Source organism: Mesorhizobium sp. RCAM 05099, assembly GCF_059683685.1.
The window spans coordinates 5,320,918-5,337,299 of the sequence record NZ_CM185035.1; the positions used below are offsets into that span (position 1 = coordinate 5,320,918).

12 protein-coding genes are annotated in these 16,382 nt (G+C 62.5%); 9 read left to right on the plus strand and 3 right to left on the minus strand.

Annotated features, from left to right (window positions below):
- Nucleotides 1–2: 2 nt before the first annotated feature.
- The 7 genes from icmH to AC56QQ_RS26380 are packed head-to-tail and all read left to right on the plus strand — an operon-like array spanning nt 3 to nt 9,386.
- Nucleotides 3–1,325: a type IVB secretion system protein IcmH/DotU gene (gene icmH, locus AC56QQ_RS26350; protein ID WP_497123947.1), complete on the plus strand. Its 1,323-nt coding sequence runs from the start codon at nt 3–5 to the stop codon at nt 1,323–1,325.
- A gap of 1 nt (nt 1,326) precedes the next feature.
- A complete protein-coding gene (tssM, locus tag AC56QQ_RS26355; protein ID WP_497123948.1) occupies nt 1,327–4,863 on the plus strand; it encodes a type VI secretion system membrane subunit TssM in 3,537 nt (1,178 codons plus the stop codon).
- Entirely contained in the window at nt 4,860–5,405 is a 546-nt protein-coding gene (tagF, locus tag AC56QQ_RS26360; RefSeq protein ID WP_497123949.1) for a type VI secretion system-associated protein TagF, read from the plus strand. Before tssM ends, tagF begins: the two co-directional genes overlap by 4 nt.
- Entirely contained in the window at nt 5,405–6,490 is a 1,086-nt protein-coding gene (locus AC56QQ_RS26365; RefSeq protein WP_497123950.1) for a DUF2169 family type VI secretion system accessory protein, read from the plus strand. The genes tagF and AC56QQ_RS26365 overlap by 1 nt, the downstream gene beginning before the upstream one ends.
- Nucleotides 6,487–7,497, plus strand: coding sequence for a hypothetical protein (locus tag AC56QQ_RS26370; RefSeq protein WP_489860094.1), 1,011 nt, complete (start codon nt 6,487–6,489; stop codon nt 7,495–7,497). Before AC56QQ_RS26365 ends, AC56QQ_RS26370 begins: the two co-directional genes overlap by 4 nt.
- A 9-nt stretch (nt 7,498–7,506) precedes the next feature.
- Nucleotides 7,507–8,544, plus strand: coding sequence for a PAAR-like domain-containing protein (locus tag AC56QQ_RS26375; RefSeq protein WP_489860093.1), 1,038 nt, complete (start codon nt 7,507–7,509; stop codon nt 8,542–8,544).
- Nucleotides 8,541–9,386: a hypothetical protein gene (locus AC56QQ_RS26380; RefSeq protein ID WP_497123951.1), complete on the plus strand. Its 846-nt coding sequence runs from the start codon at nt 8,541–8,543 to the stop codon at nt 9,384–9,386. The genes AC56QQ_RS26375 and AC56QQ_RS26380 overlap by 4 nt, the downstream gene beginning before the upstream one ends.
- Before the next feature lie 26 nt (nt 9,387–9,412).
- Here the strand turns inward: AC56QQ_RS26380 and AC56QQ_RS26385 are convergent, their stop codons facing one another.
- Genes AC56QQ_RS26385 through AC56QQ_RS26395 form a run of 3 tightly spaced genes read right to left on the minus strand, consistent with a single transcriptional unit; the run spans nt 9,413 to nt 13,247 of the window.
- Entirely contained in the window at nt 9,413–10,438 is a 1,026-nt protein-coding gene (locus tag AC56QQ_RS26385) for a hypothetical protein (protein ID WP_489860091.1), read from the minus strand.
- Nucleotides 10,439–10,485: 47 nt separating this feature from the next.
- Nucleotides 10,486–10,911: a DUF6484 domain-containing protein gene (locus AC56QQ_RS26390; RefSeq protein WP_489860090.1), complete on the minus strand. Its 426-nt coding sequence runs from the start codon at nt 10,909–10,911 to the stop codon at nt 10,486–10,488.
- Between the two features lie 8 nt (nt 10,912–10,919).
- On the minus strand, nt 10,920–13,247 hold the full coding sequence (locus tag AC56QQ_RS26395) for a type VI secretion system Vgr family protein (protein ID WP_497123952.1): 2,328 nt from the start codon (nt 13,245–13,247) through the stop codon (nt 10,920–10,922).
- 261 nt (nt 13,248–13,508) lie between these two features.
- Here AC56QQ_RS26395 and tagH point away from each other — a divergent pair, with 261 nt between their 5' ends.
- The gene (gene tagH, locus AC56QQ_RS26400; protein ID WP_497123953.1) at nt 13,509–14,564 is read left to right on the plus strand and encodes a type VI secretion system-associated FHA domain protein TagH; all 1,056 of its coding nucleotides are present in this window, start codon (nt 13,509–13,511) and stop codon (nt 14,562–14,564) included.
- Nucleotides 14,565–14,861: 297 nt separating this feature from the next.
- The gene (gene tssL / locus AC56QQ_RS26405; RefSeq protein ID WP_497123954.1) at nt 14,862–16,376 is read left to right on the plus strand and encodes a type VI secretion system protein TssL, long form; all 1,515 of its coding nucleotides are present in this window, start codon (nt 14,862–14,864) and stop codon (nt 16,374–16,376) included.
- The last annotated feature ends 6 nt before the right edge of the window (nt 16,377–16,382 follow it).

Below are 16,382 nucleotides of genomic sequence, written 5' to 3' on the forward strand. Positions count from 1 at the left end.
TCATGAGCCGCGATGATCCTTTCGGACTGTCGGAGGATCGCGAACGCACCCGCATACGGTTGACCGGCGCGCCGATGCCGCGACCGATGGCGACGCTCTTGCCGGGCGCGGCGGTAAAGCGGTCTCGCACTCACCCGAACGCGCTTGTCAACGCATTCGCGCCCTTGCTCGAATTCGCGCCCGAGCTTGAAAGCGCGCTGCCGCCGGAGAATCCGGAAGCGTTGCGGACCCGATTGCTCGAAGAACTGGTCCGGGCACGCGACACGGCAATGTCGACTGGGTCCTCGATGGAGCGGGCCGACCAGGCAGCCTGGGCCGTGGCGGCGTTGCTCGACGACCTGGCCCTGAACACGCCATGGGGCGGGGCCAGCGCCTGGCCGCGGCAGCCGCTTGTCGTCATGCTGCGCGGCGATGTCGATGCCGGTACGCAGTTCTTCACGCGCCTCGACGAACTGGAACGCCATCCCAACCGCGATCGCGAATTGCTGGAACTGCAGTATGCTTGCATGGCGCTCGGCTTTCGCGGCAAATATCGCGTGCCCGGCCGCTCGGGCGACCGATCGCTCAATGCCGTCCGCGTGGCGGCGGCGCGCTTCCTGCGCGATGCCGACGCCGAAGGCGCGCCATTGTCGCCAAACTGGAAGGGCGTGATCGCATCCGACGAGCCGCAGCGCTTCATCGTTCCGATCTGGGTCATGGCGCTCGGTGCGGCGGTTGTCGCCACCGCAATCCACATCGGGCTCTCGATGGGACTGAGCAGCCAGGCGGTCGAGCTTTCCGCGCTCGTTCGCGCCTTGCCGCCGCCCGCGCGCGGCGACATCAGCCGGGCATCGCCCAAGGTCGATGCCCCGCCACCGGAGAAAGTGGATTTTGCGCTGTTGCCGGAATTTCAGGCCGGGGCGCCGGCCGACCTCAAGTCCGCCCTCAGCGGCACCGAGAGCGTTTCGCTGGCCAAGCTGATCATCCAGGCCTCCAACCCCGAACTGTTCCAGTCGTCACGGCCACAACTGACCGAAGGCTTCGAACCCCTGATCGGTTCGATCGCCAAGGTGATCCTCGCCAATCAGGAGCTGATCGGGAACATCACGGTGATCGGTCATACGGACAGCGTTCCCCTGCAAAAGACCAATCCGCTGTCGACCAACCAGCGACTGTCCGAGGCTCGCGCCCAGACGATCGCCGACATGCTGGTGCAGAACGGAGTGCCGCAGGACCGCGTCCATTCCGAGGGCCGCGCGGCCACCGATCCAGTGGCCAGCGACAGCACGCGCGAGGGGCGGGCCTTGAACCGCCGCGTCGAGGTGCTCGTCGAAAAGAGGCTTTGACATGTTCATCCTGCGCTTCCTCTGGGCGGTTCTGACATCGCGCTGGCTCTGGACGCTGATCGGCATCACGCTGCTTTCCCTGGTCATCTGGGTGTTCGGTCCGATCGTCAGGGTCGGTCCCTACGAACCGTTCGCCTCTGAAAATGTGCGCATCGTCATCATCGCGCTGCTGGTTATCTTCTGGCTGATCTGGCTGATCGTCGCCCAACGCCGGGCGATCCGCGCCAACCGCATGTTCGTCGCCGAGATTGCAGCACCTGTGGCGGAAAAACCGCTCAGCCCCGGCGAAGAGAACGTCGCCGCCGTGGGTGCCAAGTTCGCCGAGGTGATGGCCGAACTGAAACGCCGCAAGCTGGGCGGACGCAAGTTTCTGCGCGAGATGCCATGGTATGTGATCGTCGGGCCGCCGGCCACCGGCAAGACCACGGCCTTGCGGCAGTCCGGGCTGAATTTTCCGATCGACCTCACCGACGACCTGCAGGGGGTCGGCGGCACGCGCAACTGCGACTGGTTCTTCTCCGAAAACGCGGTTCTGATCGACACCGCCGGCCGCTATGTCCAGCAGGAGAGCCAGCCCGATGTAGACGCCGCGGAATGGCTGGGCTTCCTCGACCTTTTGAAGAAGCACCGGGGCCGCCGCGCCCTCAACGGCGTGATCGTCGCGCTTTCGATCGACGTGCTTTCGGAGGGCGACGAAGCCATCAAGGCCCACGGCCGCAAGATCCGCCGCCGGTTGGCCGAGCTCAACGACCGGCTTGAAATCCGCCTTCCGGTCTATCTGATGCTGACCAAGGCCGACCTGATCAAGGGTTTCGAGGCTTTCTTCGGCGGCTTGTCCACCGCCTCGCGCGAGCAGGTATGGGGAACGACCTTCGCGCTGGATGCGCGCGTGGATGCCAAGACCATCGAACGAGAGATCTCGACGCTGGCGACGGAACTCGAACGACGGCTGGTGCCGCGCCCGGAGGACGAGGACAAGCTCGCCGCCCGCGCCGAGATCTTCAGGTTTCCCGCCCAACTGTCCAGCCTGTCCGAACCGATCCAGGTATTGGTCGAGGCGATGTTCGGCGAAAGCCGGTATGAAGAGGCTGCCTGGCTACGTGGCCTCTATTTGACATCGGCGACGCAGGAAGGGGCGCCCATCGACCGCCTGACCGCGGCGCTGTCGTCGTCCTTCGGCCTGCCGCCACGACGAGCCCTGCCCGCGCCAAGGGTCGAGAAACGCAGCTTCTTCCTGAAGAACCTGCTCACCGAAGTCATCTTCAGGGAAGCCGGCCTCGGTACGTTCGACCCGCTGGCACAACGCCGCCGGGCCTGGATCTGGCGCGGCGCCGCCGCCGCATGCGCGGCGGCGGCCTTGCTGGCCGGCGGGCTGTTCACCTGGTCCTATTTCGACAACCGCAACGCGATCACGGCCCGGGCAAGCCAGTTCGAGGCACTGCAAACGCCGCTGACATCCGTGGCCGCAATCCCGGCATCGGTGGAGCAGCCCGCCATGGACAGCGCCCTCGAAGCCATGGACGCGGTGGCAAATGCCCGGACAGCACCGCCGGGCAGCGCCCAGGATCTGCTGGGTCCATCGGCTTCGGCGGAGTTGGTGCGGGCACAGACCGACACCTACGACCATGCCCTGCGCAACGTGCTCGAGCCACGCATGGTCGCGCTGCTCGAGGCTACCATGTGGCGGCAGATCCGCGATCCGGATTTCATGCTGGGGGCACTGAAGACCTATCGCATGATGACGGGTCTGTCGCAGATGGATCCCGATTTTGCGCAGAACTGGTGGGTGAACAGCCTGCCCGAATTCGCGGCCGCAGCACCATTTCCGACCGCCGATGCCGAAGAGCATCAGCTTGCCGCCATCCGCCGGATGGCGGTCGATGAAAGCTATATCGCGCCCGACCAGGCCCTAGTTGCCGAAGCGCTGAAAACGGTGTGCACGATCTCGTTGCCGGCGCGTGCCTACAAGCAATTGCTGGCCGATCCGGCAGTGGCCGGGCTCAAGGAGTGGATCCCGGCCAATTTCGCCGGCCCCAATGGCGGCAAGGTGTTTGCGCGGCGTTCCGACAAGACACTTCGCGTCGGCATTGCCGGGGCATTCACCTATTCCGGCTTCCACGACGCCATTCTCGACCGCATCGACGATGTCGCCGCCCAGGCGGCGCTCGATCGCGCGGTTTTCGCCGGCGGCTGCTCGGAAAACGCCGAGACCTCGGTCTCGGCGCTGTCCGAGGATATCCTGAAGCTCTACTATGACGACTACATCGCTCAATGGGACAGCTTCCTGCGTGACATGCGGCTCGCGCCATTGACCGATCTCAACGTCGCCAGCGAAAATCTGAAAGACCTATCTAGTGCCGATTCAGCGCTGAAGCGGCTGCTGACGGCGGTCGTCCAGGAGACCGAACTGACGCGCTCCGACGAGGCGCCCGCCGACGACAAGGCGGCAGCCAAGGGCGCATCCAAACTGCTCGGCAAGCTGGGCAAGCTCGGCAAGCTGGCGACAAGCGGTGCGAAGCTGCTTCCCCGCGCCGGATCGGCAACCGAGGTGGACCTGACCGGCAATCTGGTGGCCGAACATTTCAAACCGCTCAAGAGCACCATTGCCGAGGTCGACGGCCAGCCGCCGGCACTCGATGCCGCCGTTGTCGCGCTGACCGCGCTTTCGAACGTGCTGCAGACGGTCACCGCGAACCCCAATCCGCAGGATGCCATCAAGAAGCAGGGCGGCCTTGCCGAACTGACGGGCGCGGTCGCCAGGCAGGCACAGATCCTGCCCGACCCGATCAACGCCTGGCTGGGCGGGATTGCCGGCGACACCAGCAATTTGACCCAGAAGGCGGTCACTTCGGAGCTCAACGCCATCTGGCGGGCCGACATACTGCCTTTCTGCCAGGCAGCGCTGAACGACCGCTATCCATTCAGCCCCGACAGCGCGGTGGACGTCAATGTTCGTGATTTCGCCCGCTTGTTCGGACCGGCCGGAATGATCGACGGTTTCATCAATGACCACCTAATCAACTATGTCGACACCACCAGCCAGCCATGGAAATGGCGCGCCGATTTCGGCCTCGATCCTTCGGCGCTGGCGGCGTTCGAGCAGGCCAGGCATATCCGCGACGATCTCTTTCCCGGCGGTACAGGGCCTGTGATGAGCTTCACGCTCGAACCGAAGGACCTGTCTCCCAACGTCACGCGGGTCACGCTCAACCTCGATGGCCAGACCCTCGTCTATTACAACAACGCAACGCGACCACAGCCGATGACCTGGCCCGGCAAGGATGGCACCGGGGTCATCTCGCTCGCCTTCCAGCCGATCGATGGATCGCCGGAAATCATGCTCAACGAGACGGGCAGCTGGGCATGGCTGAGGATGTTGCGCAGCGGCCGCTTCGCCGGCACCTCGCTGTCCGATGTCTACAGCCTGCGCCTGGGAACGAAAGGCATGTACGCCGATTTCGAACTCAAGGCCGCCAGCGTCGAGAACCCCTACAATTTGCAGATGTTCAAGAAATTCTCATGTCCGCCGCAGATATGACCTTGCCCGGCTTTTACGGCAAAATGCCCGCCACCGGCGATTTCGTGACGCGGCGGCTGTCGGGCGACTTTGTTCGCGGCTGGGACCGCTGGCTGGCGCAGCATCTCGTCCCGCTGTTCGGCTCGGAAATCTGGCCAAGCACAACCGCGCTGCGCTTTCTGGCGGGTCCGGCATCCTTCGGCGCATCGGCCGGCATCATCTTGCAGAGCTCCGACAGGGTTGGCCGGAAGTTCCCCTTGAGCGTCGTTGCGCAGCTTTCTGAAGCCCCCATTCTGCTGGCCGACGCCGAGGCGTGGTTTTCCAGCATCGAAGAGGCGGCCATCGCGGCCCAGAACGGCGGGCTGACGCCCGACGAACTGGATGCCGCGCTGGCCGGACTGCCGGTGCCGCCCGTCGAGGCGGGCGAAGAGATCATCAGCGACCTGGTGATGTGGACAGCCCGTTCGGACATTTTCGACATCGATCCGCAATCGCCGCAAGCGACGCTGGAGCAAGTTCTCGCCGCCAGTTGGGAAGCCCAGTCGATGCAGGGGCAAATCTGATGTTCGTCAGCCAGAACACTACGCCCTTTCTCGCCGAGACCTTCCCCTACCAGGACAAGCATTGCGTGAAGTTCTGCGTTGCCGTGATCCGGGCGACATACGACGTCGATGAACAAGGCAACTGCACACCCAGCAAGGAGCAGTCCCCTTTCGTCTACGCCGACACCCATTATGGCGACCCGGAAGTCACCTCCATTCGCGTCGAGACCGACTTCGCTCCGATCAAGCCAAAATGCGAGGTTTTGCTCGACGCAATGGTGGTCGCCCCGCAAGGGAGGCCGGCGGAAGCGATCGAAGTGCGCCTGGTCGGGCCGGGATTGGACAAGCGCGCGGTGGTCACCGGCCAAAGGCGCTGGTTCCGGGGCGGGCTCGGCATCCAGGCTTCGCGGCCGGCGCCCTTTGTCTCAATGCCGCTGGCATGGCACCTCGCATTCGGTGGCACCGATCGCACCGATCCTGATCCAGCGAAACACCGCAGCGACGCAGTCAACCCAATCGGGTGCGGCTATCTTGTCGGCCAAAGCAACATCGATGGCACACCTCTACCCTGTGTGGAGCACCCGCAATCGCCGATGCGCATTTGGAACGATCGGCCGCGTCCCATCGGCTTTGGGCCCGTCCCACGTTTTGCCAAGGAGCGCGCGAGATATGCCGGCACCTATGACAAGCATTGGATGGACAATGTGCTGCCCTTCCTGCCGCAGGATTTCGACGACCGCTACTTCCAGGCGGCGCCCCAGGACCAATGGGTCGACAGGCTGTCGGAAGGTATGATTTTTGGCTGCTTGGGGATGAACGAAAGCGGCAAGTTCAAGGTGAAGCTGCCGGCGATGTCGGTTCCGGTGCGGTTTATGTTCGACGACAGGACCGAGCACAAGGTGGCGGCACCCGATACCCTGACCATCCTGCCGCACGAGGGGAGGATCGTTCTGGTCGGGCGAGTAAGCACGAAGTTGCCTCGGAAATTTGTGAAACTGCAGCAGGTGAAGGTGGGGAGGGAGCCGGAGCCGATCTATCCCAAGCCGCATTACGCTGGGTTGAAGGAAGCCGTGGCGGCGTTGGCTGGAATGCGCAAGGGAAGATGACCGCGGTCTCCTGCATAAGCCTCGTCTGCCCAGTCGGTTATATGCCGGCAAGTGCCGCTGCCGCGATGCGGGCGAGCATCTCGGTGTTCGAGGAATTGCCGTATCGGGACAGCGGCGGACAGCCGATTCGCGGGGCTATGGTCGACGCTATTCCGCCTCAGGCGCGCGGCCGAAGTCGTTTTGCGGCGCTGGCCCGGCTCGCTGTCGAGCATATCGATGAGAAGGTTGGGGCCTCTCTTCCCTGGGGCGAGATGCCGTTTCTCCTGTGTACGCGCGACGCCGGCATGCCCGGCGCGCGCTTCAACGGAATTCTGTCTGGGCTTGCGGTTCCGGGCGGGAAGCCATTGGTTGGGGCGCGCGCATTCCAGGTCACCCATGGCCAGATTTCGGTTTTCGTCGCGATGGAACAGGCGCGCAGGCTGCTGGATGAGCGCAATGTGGAAGCCTGCCTCATCATGGCGGTAGACAGCCTGATCGACGCGCGTGCGCTCGGCTGGCTCGACAGCCGGATGCGACTGAAGACGAGCAAAGTAACGGATGGCCTCATCCCTGGCGAGGCGGCTTGCATTCTGGTCGTCAGCAGACGTCCTATCGTTGACGGGTCCTTGCGGCTGCGAGGGTTGGGCCTCGCCGCCGAAACCGCAACCGCCAGCAATGAGGAACCCTTCCGGGCCGATGGCCTCAGCGCGGCACTGAAAGCCGCACTCGGCGAGGCTGGCGTCCGGATGCACGAAATCGCGTTCCGCCTCAGCGATGTCGGGGGCGAATCTTACGCATTCGAAGAGCTTGTGCTGGCGCAGATGCGCAACATGCGCCAGACGCGACCGGAGCAACCCGTGTGGCACGCGGCCGACTGCATGGGCGATTGTGGGGCTGTCGCTGGCCTGATTCAGTTTGCCTGGGCGGAGCAGGCATTCAAGCGCGGCTATGCGCCCGGCGCACTCGCGGCGCTGCACGGGAGTTCGATGGCGTTCAGTGGCCGCGCCGCTGCCGTGGTCTCGGCGTAGGAGTTCCAGATGACGAAGAATGTCTTTGCCGGAATGTGGGAAATCGCCGCCGAGAATGGCATGAACAAGTCCATCGCGCGGTTCCCGGACGTCTGCATGTCGCCGCCCTCGCCGCCGGCCGGGCCGATCCCGATCCCCTACCCTGATACCTCGTTCTCCAACAATCTGAAGTCCGGTTCCAGCACAGTGCTGATCGGCGGCAAGGGCGCAGCACTGGCGCAGAAGTCTTATTACAAGGAGTCGGTGCTCGGCGACGAGGCCGCGACGCGCACCTTCGGCGCCAATGTCGTGACGCACCAGATTACCGGCAACACCTACTTCCAAGCCTGGTGCATGGATGTGAAGTTCGAAGGCAAGAACGTCTGCCGGCACGTCGACATCACCACCAGCAATCATGCGTCGCAAATGACGACAACGCTACCTCTTCCGACAATCGAGTTTGCAAACCTGGCTGCGGCTCAAGCACAGATCGACGCTGACAAGTGCCCCTGCTGCGGCGAAGCCCTTCACGAGTGGCAAAGAGATCCGAACAGCCCAAATACACCGAAGTCGGGTTTCAAGGCGATGACCTCAAGCCAGTTCTGGCAAAACCGCGTAGGCCGCATGCCTTCTGCTACGGATGCTCAGAAGGCTCTCAAGACGAATATGCAAAATGCTCTCGACGGTTTGAAGCGTGCGCAGCGTCAGTCAAGACAGGCCCAGAAGCAAGGCAAACCAGGGTGTCCGAACGTCCCCGAGAATGAGACCGACGGTTGCGCCATACATTTCGACTTCCCCGTGGGGACAAGATACCCGGACGGACAAACGGTCGCCCAGAAGTGCGAAGCCAATTTCGGACCGTTGCTGAAGGAACGAACGCGGGACCAATGGGCAAAAGCGAATCGTCGGAAGGTACCGGCGGGCACGACGCTCGATCATGTCACGCCGAAACAAGCTGCGGGATGCAATAGTGCGAACAACACAGTTCCCAGGAACTTTGTGCAAGGCCAAAACTGCAAAGACGTTGAAGCAAACCAAACCCTTCTGGAGCAAGGTACACCGCTTTGAATGACGAAATCCCACTCGAAGACATGCCCTACCGCGAGTTGGCACTCGGATTCCATCCTCCGGAACTAGACTTCGGGTCGCTTGATCCGGAGCAACTTCTGCGAAGCGGAAGGGATTGGAAGATCGTTGCCGCAGTCAACATGCTATGTCGATCAGGAGATTTCTCGAAGATCGATTACCTGGTACCGATCCTCAAGCGGGATGACGACTCTCAGATGTGGGACGCCGTTGTAAAGATTGCTGGTTTTGGCGGGAGCTGGATGCAGGTGAGCCGAACAACCCAGCAGCTCGTTGGGATATTGGACCGACCGGGAGTGCGATATTACATAGCCCTGCTCCTGGGTGCTGCCTGCGACACCCGAGCGATTGACCCACTGTTGGACCTGTACCGCACATCCGAGGACTCCGAGGAGGCCCGCAACCAAATCATGCGCGAGCTTTCCGTTCTGCTGGAGCCTGCCGACGAGACCATATTTCTTGCCCGTCAGGATAACCTGCCATACCGCGAAGTCGTGGAGCTTGCGAAATCCCGCCTGGAGACAATCTCGAACATGCTCGATGGCTACACGCTTTTCGAAGCGCAAAACCTGGACATCCCTCGATTAGCCAGACGGCTTTGGGACCGGCTCGACTTGGAGCAACTGCAAAGCGAGCGCTTTTATCGCGGCAGGCTTGTCTTCGAGGCGGCGACAGGGGTTAATTGCACCGCCTTCTACGACCAACTGGGCCGTCTAAACCGCCTTGCCGCCATGGGCATCCTTGAAGAATTCCTGGAGAGCGATCAGGTCAACCGGTTCGTTCCCGGCCAGCGCTACTTCTTCGGGCATCCCATACCGGACTGAAGGACTACCGCGCCCGCGGATTCCGGCTATCGCGCGCCACCCTCCGGCTGCCACGTCTCCACCTTGTCCGGCAGTGCTAGCCTCACCACGTCATCCTCGAAGTGCTTGGCGAAGGCCGGCCCCAGTTCCGTCGGATCGGCGGTGAACAGCTTCGTCTCCACCCTGGCCTCGGGATAGAGCTCCAAGAACGTCGCACAGGCTGCGACAGCCACGTAGGGCTCGCGCATACGCTGGATGAGCCAGGTCAGCGCCGACCTATCTCCCAGCATCCCGATGCCACGCACAGCGATGGGAGCGGTAGCGGGCGATTTCATCAGACTGCCCATCCAAGTGCGAACGTCTTTCTCAGGCCCGGCCTTGACCAGCGCACGCATCGCGACCATGGCGTCCGGCCCGCCGGCGGCTGCGATTTTCCTGAGTTCCTGGCGCGTGAGATCGCCTGCCCCCAGTTCGACGAGAGCCCATGAGGCCCACAACCGGACACGCTCATCCTGGTGATCAAGCGCGGATTGGACATCCCGCCCCAGATCGAAGCGTCGAAGCTGGCCTGCAAGACGCAAGGCGGCGGCACACACCCTTGAATCGTCGTCTTTGACCAACCGGGCCAAAGTCGCGCTCGGGTCGACATGGTGCACGATACATGACGAGACGCCGAGGAACCGGATGAAGGCATCGTGGTCGCCGATCCAGCTGCGCACAAAAGGTCCGATGGCCGCTGGTTTGTGCCATGCCAGCGCGCCGATCAAGCCCTTGGCATCATCGGCCGTAGATCGTCCAAACTCGACCGCTTGTGCCACCTTCTCGCCGTCAGCCAGTTCCAGTGCTGTCCATGCGAAGGCGAAAAGCTCTCCCTTCTCTGGAAAATTCTCGTGCTGCGCGACCAGAAACGGCCATGTGGAGGTGCCCGCGATGCGCAATCCGTCGAGGTTTATCTCCAGCCGCTCGTCGATTTCGGCGATAACCTTGGCGTCGGGCGGATCCTCGGCGGACCAGTTGTCGCGCTGCGCCCACAGGAAGGCGACGAGTTCCGCGTGTTGACGCACGACCTCCATTGCGATCCGGACGGGGCGTGGTCCCTCTGTCTTCGACGAGGTTCGCATCAGTTCAGGTTGATCGAGCCGCCGCGAATGCGCTGCGCGCCACTGGCATGACTGGTGATGTGAACGCCGCGAATGGTGATGCGGCCGTCCGCCTCCATCAGGATCGTCGCCTTGCCGCATCGCAGTTCCAGGTATTCCTCGGCGGTGATACGCACACGCTGTCCATCCCGGATTACGTGTGGAGCCGCCTTGGAGCGGCTGGGCTCGACGATCCGCCCGACGATCAGGGGCCTGCGCGGATCGCCCTCCTGAAACAGCAAGGCCACTTCACAGCCGATCATGTCCGACGACAATTCGCACAAGCTACGCGCAGGCAACGCCGTCTTTTCCGGATTGCCGGGAAAAACGACCAGCGGGGACTCCTCCCCGAATCCCAGGAAGGCACCGATCACCACGCCGTCGATCCTGTCCCTGACCTTACTCATCGTCGCCCTCAATTCTCGTTGATCTTCGAGCCTTTGATGATCACGTCACTCGAGGCCTTGATGTTGATCTTGCCCGAGCCCTTCACGGTAATATCCTTGCCCTCGATGATGATCGTTCCGTCTTTTTTCATCACGATCTGTGCGCTGCCCGATTTCAGCGTGATGCTCTCCTTGGCGTCGAGCGTGAAGTTCTTGCCAACATCGATAACGCCGCTCTCGCCGACGTCGATCTTGCTCCCCTTGGCGATCTTGAGCATATGCCCGCCGCCGACGTCAGTGCTGTCATTCGATTTGATGTTGGCGACGCGTGAGGCGCCTACATCGGTCGCCTGTGACGCGGCGATGGCGACGGTCTGTCCGGCACCGATGCTGATGCTCTGATCGGCGCCTATGGTCCATGTATCACTGGTGCCTATGCTGTGCGTCTGGCTGATGCCCACGCTGACAGACCTCGTCGCGCCGATGGTGTTGCTCTGGAGTCCGCCGACGGTACGCTGTTCCGCCGCTCCGACGGTGTCGACGCGAGCCGCCCCTACAGTAACGGTCTGCACAATCCCCACCGTCTGCGAATGGTTGGCGTCGATATTCTCCGTCGAATTCGCAACGACGTGGATCGTCTCGTTGGCACCGACCGTCAGCGACCTGTTCGTGCCCACCGTCTCGGTATCGTTCGAACCGATGTTCGTGGTCTGGTCGACGCCGACCTTGACCGTCTTGTTGTTGCCGACGTCCTCGTCGAGGTTGTGGCCGACGGAATGCTTGGCATCGTGGTCGATGCGGTCCGACTGGTCGTGCTGCACCAGCTTGGTCCGGTCATGCTTTATCAGAAGGTTGTGGTCCTTCTGCGCCTGGAAGTTGACCAGTTCGGAGCCGGCCTTGTCCTCGAACATCAGCTCGTTGTAGCCACCGCCGCCTTTGGAAGAGTTGGATTTCCAGCCCGATTGCGTTGCGTTGCCCGGCAGGCCGTAGGGCGGCATCTGCGAGGCATTGTAGACCCTGCCGGTGATGATCGGCAGATCAGGGTCACCTTCGAGGAAATCGACAATCACCTCCTGGCCAATACGCGGTATCTGGATGAAGCCCCAGCCGCTGCCGGCCCAGGTCTGCGAGACACGGACGAAGCAGGAACTGTTTTCGTTCTTCTTGCCCAGGCGGTCCCAGTGGAACTGCACCTTCACCCGGGCATATTTGTCGGTGAATATCTCCTCGCCCGAAGGACCGACCACCGTTGCGGTCTGCGGCCCGCGCATGATCGGCCGCGGCGTGATGCGCGGCGGGCGGTAAGGCAATTTGGTAGGGGCTACGCCCAGCACGACCTTGAAATTCTCGCTGTGGGCCTCGTTCTGGGTACGGTAGCCGGGATCGAACAGCCGGTATTCGGCGCTCACCACCAAATATTCCTGGTTCTGGTCGTCGCGCGGAAAGCTTTCGAGCGTGAACTTGCAGCCGGAAAACAGGCCGCGCACGGTGCCCACGGCGGTGTTGCGCTGGTGCACCGCCTGAAGTTCCTCGCGCCGGATACCGGCAAGGGTGTCGCCGCGCCCCACATCAAGATGCGCCCCGGGCTGGCGATAATTCTCGCCGGAGGCTTCCTTGTGGCTGAACGGCTGGGCCGACTTCGCCATCAGATCGGCGCCCGGCTTCTGGAAATCATAGTCGGTGTGGGCATAAGCCCCCGGCCGCACCGAACTGCCCGGGATCCATTCGGTGATGTACTCGACGTCGCGCCGCGAGCCGTGTCCCTCGAAATTATAAGGCACCTTCTCGTAGCCCGGCGCCGGCTTCAGCTTGCTCATCGCGTCGCAGAGCACGAGCGTGTGCTTGCCCTCGTCGTGCTCGAAGAAATAGAAGATGCCTTCGTGCTCGAGCAGGCGCTGCACGAAATCCAGATCGGTCTCGTCGTACTGCACGCAGTATTCGCGCGAGGGGTACGACCCTTGCAGCCGCTTCTCGAATTTCGCCGTTCCGTATTTCGAGAAGATCTTTTCGACGATCTCGACAGCGGTCATGTTTTGAAAGATCCGGCAATCGGTCGCATTGCCGAGGAACCAGAGCCACGGCCTGACGACCGCTTCGTAGTAGGCCAGCCGGTCTTCGATGCGGGTCAGGCGAAACTCGGACACCAGGCCGCTGAACCACCGTTTCGGATCGGATTCACCTTCGACCGAAACCATACCCCCCAGCATCTTCAGCGGATCGATATCGGAGTTGGGGCTGACGAACCCGACCGTATAGGCAAAGCAACGGCTAATCTCGTCGCGCCCGACAAGATGCGTGAAGGTCAACAGCTCGCCGCCAACCGGCGTCTGCACAACCGTGGCACGTTCGTTCGGCATGGGTCGTGCCCCTCCTGGACGCGGCCGCCAACGTGGTGGATTTGAAGTTCCCGCTATATTAACAAGATCACGCTCGGGAACTTTTCGATCCGCCACACCAGGCCATGTTGAGCCTACCACATGTTTTCCTGCCGACCAAAGAGGGCGGGGGGCGACAGAACCTTGCCCCGTCGATGGGTCGGCTTGAAACGCGTCTGTCCTGTTGCACGCGCAAGCTGCTAGAATGACGCAGTATCAACCGGCGTTCGACGGCGATCTTGGATGTATCTCAGTCTGCAAATCAACAATATCGACTCCGTGCCCGCAGGCTTCCCGACCGGCTATGCGGCGCGCGATCGCGGCTTCGAAATCGGTCGCGAGGCTTGTGACTGGACCTTGCCGGACCCGGACAAGTTCATCTCCGGCCGGCACTGCGAGGTTCGATACGAGGCAGGCGCGTTTTGGCTGCACGATGTCTCACGCAACGGAACCTACATCAACGGATCGAGCCAGCGCATGACCGGCCCACATCGGCTGGGTCACGGCGACCGGGTGCTGATCGGCCGCTATGTCATCTTCGTATCGATTGACGACGAGCGCGCCGCGACAGGTCACCCAAGCCACGGTTCGACCCAAAGAGAAATGCCGGCCGCGACGGGCAGGCCGCTCGAATTCGCCGACGAGCCGTTCTTCGCCCCGGCAGAGCAACGGTCCGGGCAGCGCGTTCCAGCGTCGACTTTCCCGTCGCAACCCGCGGCTCTCCCCTCGACCAGAGACGAAGTGCTGCGGGAGATCGCGATCGGGGCCGGAATCTCGCCGGAATTGCTTCAATCGCGCGACCCGCATGAAGCCGCTGCCGAAATCGGCGCGGTCCTGCGGACAGTGGTCGAGGAACTGGCCTTGCTGCTGAAAGCGCGCGCAGCCGCGAAGATGTTGGCCAAGAGCACACAACGAACGATGATCAGCTCCGCGGACAACAATCCCCTGAAGTTCGTTCCAGGAACCGATGACATCCTCGAAATCATGTTCGCCCGCCGCAGGACCGGCTATCTTGATGCCAGGCGCAGTATCGAAGATGCATTCCGCGATCTCAAGACGCACGAGTTCGCCACCTATGCGGCCATGCAAGCTGCGCTATCGCGGCTGCTTGACGACCTGTCGCCCGAGGCGATCGGAAGGAAACTCCCGCCTGCGTCGTTTACGTCGAAGAAGAGCCAGGCCTGGGATGCCTATGTCGCGACATGGCGGACCATGGAGGAGGCGCACGAAAACGGCATGCTGGACATATTCCTGGCCTATTTCAGCGAGGCCTACGCCAAAGCCGACAAGCAAAAATAGGCGATCCAACAGAGGCATGCAGATCAGTCGGCGAAGAAAAATCTCCTCGACGCCGGCATCCGGTTCCAATCGACAATTTCTGAGATTACGATCACATACGACAGTTCGCCAAGCGGGTAAGGCTCATTGACCTGGGGGTCTGCGGCAAATGTCATGTTACGGCGGGAAAGCGTTTTCTGGCCAACCTTCCTCCGGAAACTGCCAAGGTCGGCGGGGCCTGTTCCTTAACCTGACGACAAACCGTTTTGCGCCTGTCTCGCCCAACCGCGGGCACACCGCCTGCACGGATGACCGGCGATGAACTCGAAGGACGATCCCTTCGGTCCGGCGGGCAAGACCGTCATTCGCGCAAATCCACGGCGCGAACGAAAATCACCGCCAGCTGCTCAGCCACCTGTCGCGGCCAGGGGCCAACCCTCTCAGGTCAAGGATTCAACGGTGTTCGATCCTGGTGTCGGACGGCATACACCGCCGGGCTGGACATCCGGAACCGTGATTTATCAAGCAGCACCTTCCGCCGCGGCTGGAGTGGGGGGCGCTTCCGTGGCGGCGCCCGCCGCAGCCCTGCGGCAGGAGACCCTGCTCAGCGCCACGGACAGCGTCAGATACTCCGCGGCAAACCCGATCCTTGCCGCTGCCGCGCCGTTGCTGATGCTGTTGGGCCAGCTCAGGCTTGTCTCGGTCGAGAGACAAGCGGAACCATTGGCGGAACATGTCGCCGAAGCGATCGACAAGTTCGACCGAACGATGGAGAAAACCGGCGTCGCGGAAGAGGATGCGCGGATTGCAAAATTTGCCCTCTGCGAAACCGTCGACGATCTCGTCGGCAAGCTGCCTTGGCCACAAAAAGACGACTGGGCGCGGCACAGCATGCTGTCGCAGTTCTTTCACATCGAGCCCCGCGGCACAGGCTTCTTCGAAGCGCTGAACAAGATACTGGCCAGCCCGGAGGCGCACTACGATCTGCTCGAACTGATGCATGCCTGCCTGTCGCTGGGTTTCGAGGGCCAGTACCGGGGCCTGACACGCGAAGACACCAATCTCGAACGCGTGCGACGCGACGTCTACGAGACGCTTCGCTACTTCAGGGCGCGTGCCAGCGAAGACATCTCGCCGCATTGGCAGGGCCTAGCGGCGACGATGGCGCAGTCGTCGGCTCGCCTGCCACTCTGGGTCGTTGCGGCGGCGGCGTCGGCGCTGCTGACAGCGGCGTTCTTCGCCTTGCGGGTCTTCATCACCAATGAAGGCGACGCCGCCGCCGGTGAATTGCTGGCACTCAACCCATCGACACCAGTCGCCATCGAGCGCGCCAGCGTGGCGCCATTGGCCGAGCCGGCGAAAGCCACCCCACCTGCCGCCACAACCACGCAGATCGATCGCATCCGCTCGGCACTGGCCAAGGACGTCGAAGGCGGTGGGCTGACGATCGGCACGAAGGGCGACTTCATCGTGGTGGAAATCAACAATCTCCTGCTGTTCCAGTCCGGCCGGGCCGAGGCGAAGCCGGAATTCCAGCCCATTGCCGCCGACATCGCCGCGGCCCTGGAAGCCGAGCGCGGACCAATCAGGATTGTCGGCCATACGGACAATGTGAAGCCGCGAAAATCGAGCCCGTTCAAGTCCAACTTCGATCTTTCCGTCGCCAGGGCGAAGGCCGTCGAAGCGTTGATGGCACCGAAATTCAGCGATCCCTCGCGACTGACGGTCGATGGCAAGGGCGAGGACGAACCGATCGCCGACAATGCGACGCCAGAGGGCCGCGCCAAGAACCGCCGTGTCGATGTGATGATCGCCAGGGAGGAAACACTGTGAGCACGG

Coding starts and splice junctions, on each gene's coding strand:
- icmH (WP_497123947.1), top strand. CDS start 3: ATGAGCCGCGATGATCCTTTCGGACTGTCGGAGGATCGCGAACGCACC.
- tssM (WP_497123948.1), top strand. CDS start 1,327: ATGTTCATCCTGCGCTTCCTCTGGGCGGTTCTGACATCGCGCTGGCTC.
- tagF (WP_497123949.1), top strand. CDS start 4,860: ATGACCTTGCCCGGCTTTTACGGCAAAATGCCCGCCACCGGCGATTTC.
- AC56QQ_RS26365 (WP_497123950.1), top strand. CDS start 5,405: ATGTTCGTCAGCCAGAACACTACGCCCTTTCTCGCCGAGACCTTCCCC.
- AC56QQ_RS26370 (WP_489860094.1), top strand. CDS start 6,487: ATGACCGCGGTCTCCTGCATAAGCCTCGTCTGCCCAGTCGGTTATATG.
- AC56QQ_RS26375 (WP_489860093.1), top strand. CDS start 7,507: ATGACGAAGAATGTCTTTGCCGGAATGTGGGAAATCGCCGCCGAGAAT.
- AC56QQ_RS26385 (WP_489860091.1), bottom strand. CDS start 10,438: ATGGAGGTCGTGCGTCAACACGCGGAACTCGTCGCCTTCCTGTGGGCG.
- AC56QQ_RS26390 (WP_489860090.1), bottom strand. CDS start 10,911: ATGAGTAAGGTCAGGGACAGGATCGACGGCGTGGTGATCGGTGCCTTC.
- AC56QQ_RS26395 (WP_497123952.1), bottom strand. CDS start 13,247: ATGCCGAACGAACGTGCCACGGTTGTGCAGACGCCGGTTGGCGGCGAG.
- tagH (WP_497123953.1), top strand. CDS start 13,509: ATGTATCTCAGTCTGCAAATCAACAATATCGACTCCGTGCCCGCAGGC.
- tssL (WP_497123954.1), top strand. CDS start 14,862: ATGAACTCGAAGGACGATCCCTTCGGTCCGGCGGGCAAGACCGTCATT.